The organism is Pseudonocardia sp., from assembly GCF_025965585.1.
Classification (GTDB): domain Bacteria; phylum Actinomycetota; class Actinomycetes; order Mycobacteriales; family Pseudonocardiaceae; genus Pseudonocardia.
This window is the reverse complement of sequence record NZ_JAOPWR010000148.1, coordinates 1-6,051: the sequence shown is the minus strand read 5'-3', so window position 1 is coordinate 6,051 and position 6,051 is coordinate 1. Positions and strand designations below refer to the sequence as shown.

6 protein-coding genes are annotated in these 6,051 nt (G+C 72.9%); 5 read left to right on the top strand and 1 reads right to left on the bottom strand.

Features of this window, described 5'->3' with window-relative positions; genetic code table 11:
- The 5 genes from JWR81_RS09275 to JWR81_RS09255 all read left to right on the top strand — a co-directional run.
- Nucleotides 1-805: enoyl-CoA hydratase/isomerase family protein (locus JWR81_RS09275; RefSeq protein WP_367278762.1), on the top strand; the 805-nt coding region annotated here is incomplete at its 5' end.
- The gene (locus JWR81_RS09270; protein ID WP_297649467.1) at nucleotides 802-1,986 is read left to right on the top strand and encodes an acyl-CoA dehydrogenase family protein; all 1,185 of its coding nucleotides are present in this window, start codon (nucleotides 802-804) and stop codon (nucleotides 1,984-1,986) included. The genes JWR81_RS09275 and JWR81_RS09270, both read left to right, overlap by 4 nt.
- The gene (locus JWR81_RS09265; protein WP_297649466.1) at nucleotides 1,983-2,927 is read left to right on the top strand and encodes an acyl-CoA dehydrogenase family protein; all 945 of its coding nucleotides are present in this window, start codon (nucleotides 1,983-1,985) and stop codon (nucleotides 2,925-2,927) included. Before JWR81_RS09270 ends, JWR81_RS09265 begins: the two co-directional genes overlap by 4 nt.
- Nucleotides 2,928-2,938: 11 nt before the next feature.
- Entirely contained in the window at nucleotides 2,939-4,195 is a 1,257-nt protein-coding gene (locus JWR81_RS09260) for an acyl-CoA dehydrogenase family protein (RefSeq protein WP_297649465.1), read from the top strand.
- The gene (locus JWR81_RS09255) at nucleotides 4,192-5,292 is read left to right on the top strand and encodes an acyl-CoA dehydrogenase family protein (protein WP_297649464.1); all 1,101 of its coding nucleotides are present in this window, start codon (nucleotides 4,192-4,194) and stop codon (nucleotides 5,290-5,292) included. Before JWR81_RS09260 ends, JWR81_RS09255 begins: the two co-directional genes overlap by 4 nt.
- Before the next feature lie 492 nt (nucleotides 5,293-5,784).
- On the opposite strand, the gene JWR81_RS09250 is transcribed toward JWR81_RS09255, so the two are convergent.
- The coding region (locus tag JWR81_RS09250; protein ID WP_297649463.1) for a CoA transferase at nucleotides 5,785-6,051 on the bottom strand (267 nt) is incomplete at its 5' end.

Below are 6,051 nucleotides of genomic sequence, written 5' to 3'. Positions count from 1 at the left end.
GAGGAGTGTCATGGAGAACCCGTTCGCACCGGAGCTGCTGATCGAGGAGCGTGGCCCCGTCCGGATCGTGACGCTCAACCGCCCCGACGCCCTCAACTCCGCGAACGAGGCGCTGCACGGCGCCTTGATCGCCGTCTGGCGGCACCTGGCGGAGGACCCGGGCGCGCGGGCCGTCGTGCTCACCGGGGCCGGTAGGGCGTTCAGTGCCGGTGGCGACCTCGCGCATTTCGTCGACCTCTGGGACGACCGCGCCCAGCGCCGTCACGAGATCGACGGGGCGCGCAAGCTGCTCACCGAGATCCTCGACTTCCCGCTGCCGGTTGTCGCAGCCGTCAATGGTCCGGCCGTCGGGCTGGGCTGCAACCTCGCCGTCACCGCCGACATCGTGCTGATCGGCGAGAGTGCCTTCATGGCCGACCCGCACGTCGGTGTCGGGCTCACCGCGGCCGACGGCGGCGCCCCCACCTGGCCGCTGCTGATGGGCATGCTGAAGGCCAAGGAGTACCTGCTCACCAGCGAGCGGATCCCGGCCCAGCAGGCCGTCGCGCTCGGGCTGGCCAACCGTGCCGTGCCCGACGCCGAGCTTCTCGACCAGGCAATTGCGCTGGCCGAGAAACTGGCCGCGCAGCCGCCACATGCCGTGCAGAGCACCAAGCGGGCGTTGAACATGCACATCAAGCGCGCCGTCGCCGGCGTTCTCGAGTACGCGCTCGCCGAGGAGTTCAGCTCGTTCGACACCCCCGAGCACCGGGACCTGGTCAATCGGTTCCTGGAGCGCTCGAAGGCACGAGCGGCGAAGGCATGACGGCGGTCGAGTCCCGGTCGGGGCTCGGCACCTACGCCGACGACCTCGACGGCTACCGCACCGCACTACGCGCCTACCTCAGGAGCGAACCGTCCCTGCGCCGCTGGCGGGGGGCGCACTACGACACCACCGAGAAGCGCATCGCCGAGCACGGTTTCCTGATGGGCGGCCTCTACCGGGGTCGCTGGAACCGCTACGGCTGGCCCGCCCATGCCGGCGGGCTCGGCGGCGACGAGCGGCACCGCGCCGTGCTCTACGAGGAGCTCGGCGCCGCGGGGCTGCCGGTCCCCGAGCCCCACCTCATGCTGGAGACGCTCGCGCCACCGCTGCTGCGCTTCTCACCCGAGCTGGCCGCCGAGCTGCTGCCCCCCTACCTGCGCGGTGAGGAGTGGTGGGGGCAGGGGTTCTCCGAGCCCGAGGCCGGGAGCGACCTCGCCGCCCTGCGCTGCCGGGCCCGGCCCGACGGCGACCACTACGTGCTCTCCGGCCAGAAGGTGTGGACCAGCCACGGCGCCACGGCGCGCCGGCTGGCCTGCCTGGTCCGCACCGGCACCACCGAGAGCAGGCACCGCGGGCTGAGCATGATCCTCGTGGACGTCGCCACGCCCGGTGTCTCCGTGCGCCCGCTGGCGCTGGCGAGCGGGCAGAACGAGCTCGCCGAGGTCTTCTTCGACGAGGCGCGCGTGCCGGCGTCCCGGCTGATCGGCGCTGCGGGTCAGGGCTGGGCCGTCGCGATGTACCTGCTGCAGTTCGAGCGGGCGATGTTCGCCTGGCTCAGCGCCACCGTCGCGCTGCGCAGGCTCCGCGAGCTGCGCGACCAGGTCGCCGCAACGACACTGCCCGACGGCGCCACCCGCCGCTTCGGGGAGTGCTACGCCGACATCGTGGCGCTGCGCGCCCGCAGCGTGGAGACCGTACGCAGGCTGGCCGCGGGCGAGACCGTCGGGCCCGAGGCCAGCGTCGACAAGATCCTCCTCGCCACCGTCGAGACCGGCCTGCACGACCTCGCCCGCGAGCTGCTCGGCATCCGGTTCACGTTCGGGGCCGAGCCCGACGCCGCTTCCTGGCGGGACGACTGGTGGTACAGCCGGGGCTCCACGATCATGGGCGGCTCCGCGGAGGTCCAGCGCGGCATTCTCGCCGACCACGTGCTGGGCCTGCCCAAGGAGCGCTCCGCATGACCCCCATGGACGCCGCCACCACCGACCTGCTGGCCGGGTCGCTGCGGGAACTGCTGCACGGGGGCCGCGACCTCGGGCCCGCCTTGGCCGAGCTCGGCTGGGACGAGGTGCTGGCCGACGACCCCGCGGGCGCCACCACGCTGCTGTTCGTCGAGCACGGGCGGGCGCTGGCCACCTCCCGTGCCCTGGACGACGTGGTCCTGCGCGAGCTGGCGGGTGTGCTGCCCCCGGCCTCCGGCACCCGCGCGGTGCTGCACCCGCTGGGCGAGCCCGTGGCGGGACGGGCGCACGGCGTGCTGCTCGGGACCCTCGACGGGATCGACGAGGTCGTGGTCCCGGCCGGAGCGGCCACGTTGCTCGTCGTGCCCGCCCACCGGCTCGCACCGATCACGTCCGCCGCCGCGGGCTTCGATCCCCGGTCGGGCTGGTCCGTCGTCGACGGGCCACTGACCGGGCACCACGAACCCGTGCCCGCGGGCGACGCGTGGACGGCCGCCGTCGGCGCCGCCCACCGCGCACTCGCCGCAGAGATCATCGGCGTCGGCGAGGCCGCACTGGCGGTGACCGTCGCACACACGTCGGCCCGGCAGCAGTTCGGCAGGCCGATCGCGTCCTTCCAGGCCGTGCGGCACCGGCTCGCCGAGGCACACGTCGTCCTGACCGCGGCCCGCTCGGTGCTGGACGCCGCCTGGACCGCACCCGACCCGGGCTGGGCCGCCGCCCTCGCGAAGCTGCAGGCCGGGCGCGCCCAGGCGGCCGTCATGCGTAGCGCGGTGCAGGTGAGCGGCGCGATGGGGCTGTCGCAGGAGGGCGAGGTGCCCCGGCACGTGACACGGGCAGGCGCGCTGGACGCCCTGTACGGCGGGCACGTCGCGCTGGCCTGCTCGACGGGCGAGGCGTTACTTGCGGGGGCTCCGCTGGACCCTGTCGTGGAGGTCTGAGGGAGATGAGCATGGAGAAGTTCGCCGCGTCCGTCCGGGAGTTCCTGGACGGCCACGCGTCGCGCCGCGAGGACGCCGGCACCGTCGAGTGGGGCGTGGGACCGGACCGGATCGCGTACTTCAGCGCCGACCCGCCCGAGGTCGACGCGGCGAAGGTCGCGCAGGCGCGGGCGTGGCAGGCCACCCGCTACGAGGCGGGCTTCGGCTGGGTCACCGGCCCCGCGGAGTACGGCGGCCGCGGGCTCGACACGCTGCACGACCTCGTCTACGACGGCATCGAGGCCGAGTACGACGTGCCCGACACCGGCGTGCTCGCAGTGATCGGCCTCGGCATGATCGGGCCGACGATCCTGGCCCACGCGCAGGACCACATCAAGGACCGCTACCTCCCGTCCATGTACCGCGGCGACACCATCGCCTGCCAACTGTTCTCCGAGCCCGCGGCGGGATCGGACCTGGCGAGCCTGGAGACCAAGGCCGTCAAGGACGGTGACGAGTGGGTGCTCGACGGCCAGAAAGTGTGGACGTCGATCGCGCAGCACGCGGAGATCGGGATGGCGCTGTGCCGCACCGATCCCGACCTCCCCAAGCACAAGGGCATCACCGCGTTCGTCGTGGACATGAAGGCCCCCGGCGTCGAGGTGCGACCGCTGCGGCAGATGAGCGGCGGCGCCGACTTCAACGAGGTCTTCCTCACCGGCGTCCGGGTGCCCGACGACCACCGCCTCGGCGAGGTGAACAACGGCTGGCGGGTAGCCCTGACCACCCTGATGAACGAGCGCGCCACTGTCGGTGGCGAGGGGGCCGGGCCGGTGGCCCGCGCGACGTCGCTGCCCTTCCTCACCGCGATGCTCGAGGCCAACGGCGTGCTCGACGATCGCGCCACGCGGCGGCGGCTGGCGGAGCTCTATGCCGACCAGGCCGCCACCGGGTACCTCAACCACCAGGCGATCCGCCGGATGCGCGCGGGGCAGGAACCCGGCCCCGAGGCGTCGGTGTCCAAGCTGCTGTTCGCCCAGAACCTGACGCGCACCGCGCACTTCGCCGGCGAGGTGTCCGGCCCACGGATGATCGCCGACACCGGGGAGTGGGGAACCTGGTCGTGGACCGAACTGCTGCTCTCCACGCCGGCGCTGCGCATCCTCGGCGGCACGGAGGAGATCATGAAGAACATTCTGGCCGAGCGGGTGCTGGGGCTTCCGAAGGAGCCGGGCATCGACACGAAGTCCCCCTTCCGGGAGATGCGGCGTTCGGGGAGCAGCTCATGAGTGAGCTCGACGACCTGCGCAGTTCTGTCCGGGACTTCCTCACGGCCAAGTCCGGCGAGGAGCAGGTCCGGGCGGTGATGGAGTCCGATCGCGGCGTCGACGACGCCGTGTGGACGCAGATGGCCGACCAGCTCGGGCTGCAGTCGCTCGCCCTTCCCGAGGAGTACGGCGGCGACGGCTTCGGCTTCGTCGAGCTGAGGGTGGTGCTGGAGGAGATGGGCCGAGCGCTGCTGCCGAGCCCGTTCCTGTCCAGCGTCGTCCTGGCCGGGTCGGCGCTCATCGCCTCAGGCGATCAGGACGCGCAGGCCGCGCACCTCCCGGGCATCGCGAGCGGCAAGACCACCGCCACGCTGGCCGTCGCCGAGGCTGACGGCCGGTGGCATACCGGCGCGCTACGGACCACCGCGACGCGGTCGGCGGGGGCCTGGACCCTCCGCGGCGAGAAGTCCTTCGTGCTCGACGGCGCCACGGCCGACACCGTGCTCGTCGTCGCCGCCACCGACGCAGGTCCCGGCCTCTTCGCCGTGGCCGGTGACGCCGTCACCCGCACTCCCCTGCGTGTGCTGGACCCCACCCGCCGTCTCGCGCGGCTGACGTTCTCCGACGCGGCTGCGACACCGGTCGGCGAGCCGGGCGCGGCGGGCCCGCTGGTGGATCGCGTGCTCGACCTGGCCACCACCGCGCTCGCCGCCGAGCAGGTCGGCGGGGCGCGCGCGTGCCTGGAGGCGAGCGCGGCCTACGCCCGGGACCGGATGCAGTTCGGCAGGCCGATCGGCTCGTTCCAGGCCGTGAAGCACAAGTGCGCGGACATGCTCACCCGCGTGCAGCTGGCCGACGCGGCGTCGATCGAGGCGGCGAACGCCGCAGCCGGGGTCGAGGGATCACCGGAGCACGGCGTGGCCGCGGCAGTGGCGCACTCGGTGTGCTCGGAGGCGTTCATGTTCGTGGCCGCCGAGAACATCCAGGTCCACGGGGGCATCGGCTTCACCTGGGAACACCCCGCGCACCTGTACTTCCGGCGCGCCAAGTCCTCCCAGCTGCTGTTCGGCGGGCCGCGTGAGTACCACGAGCGACTACTGAGCCGACTGGGCGTCTGACGCAGGTGAGATGGACACCGTGGGGACCGGCGGGACCCGCGACCCCATGGTGTTCCTCTCAGCCGGCCTGCGGTCGCAGACTGCGGACCGCCATCGGCACCGCGCACCCTCCACCGACGGCCTGCTCCCCCCGAGCGAGGATCAACGCGCTCGGAACCGACGGCCGAACGCCCACCCCGGCAACGGACCGCCACCCGCGGCGGCGATGAGCAGCACTTCCGGACACTGCGGCGCGCCACGGACCGCTCGGCACCCAGAACCGCGATCACCGGCGTCGACGACGGTCGACAAGCGCACGACCCGCCATGATCAGCGGTTCGGGACACGGCACCGCACCACAGACGGTTTCACGTGCCCAACCGACGATCACCGGGCCGACAACCGGCGCCGCCCACCGGTCCGGACCCGCGCGGTGCACGCGGGAACGCCTCGGCGGCGACGAGGGCGCAGATGTTCAGGTCGGTGTGCGAACGGCGTGGGCCGGCGCATCGGTCAGAGGACGGCGCCGTTCTCCTTCAGGGCGATGATCTCGTCCCAGTCGTAGCCGATCTCCTGCAGCACATCGTCGGTGTGCTCGCCGTGCTCAGGGGCCCGGCGCAGAACGCTGGGCCGCTCGTCGAACTGCACGGGGCTGTCCACCAGCGCGAACTCGGTGCCGCTCCCGTCCTCCAGCCGCGGCAGGTACCCGTTCGCCAGCACCTGCGGATCCGCGTGCAGCTCGTGAGCGTTGCGCACGGAGTCCCAGACGCCGTCGAAGTC

Excerpts from the sequence above, each read along its gene's own strand:
- JWR81_RS09270 (WP_297649467.1), top strand. The coding sequence starts at position 802 with ATGACGGCGGTCGAGTCCCGGTCGGGGCTCGGCACCTACGCCGACGAC.
- JWR81_RS09265 (WP_297649466.1), top strand. The coding sequence starts at position 1,983 with ATGACCCCCATGGACGCCGCCACCACCGACCTGCTGGCCGGGTCGCTG.
- JWR81_RS09260 (WP_297649465.1), top strand. The coding sequence starts at position 2,939 with ATGGAGAAGTTCGCCGCGTCCGTCCGGGAGTTCCTGGACGGCCACGCG.
- JWR81_RS09255 (WP_297649464.1), top strand. The coding sequence starts at position 4,192 with ATGAGTGAGCTCGACGACCTGCGCAGTTCTGTCCGGGACTTCCTCACG.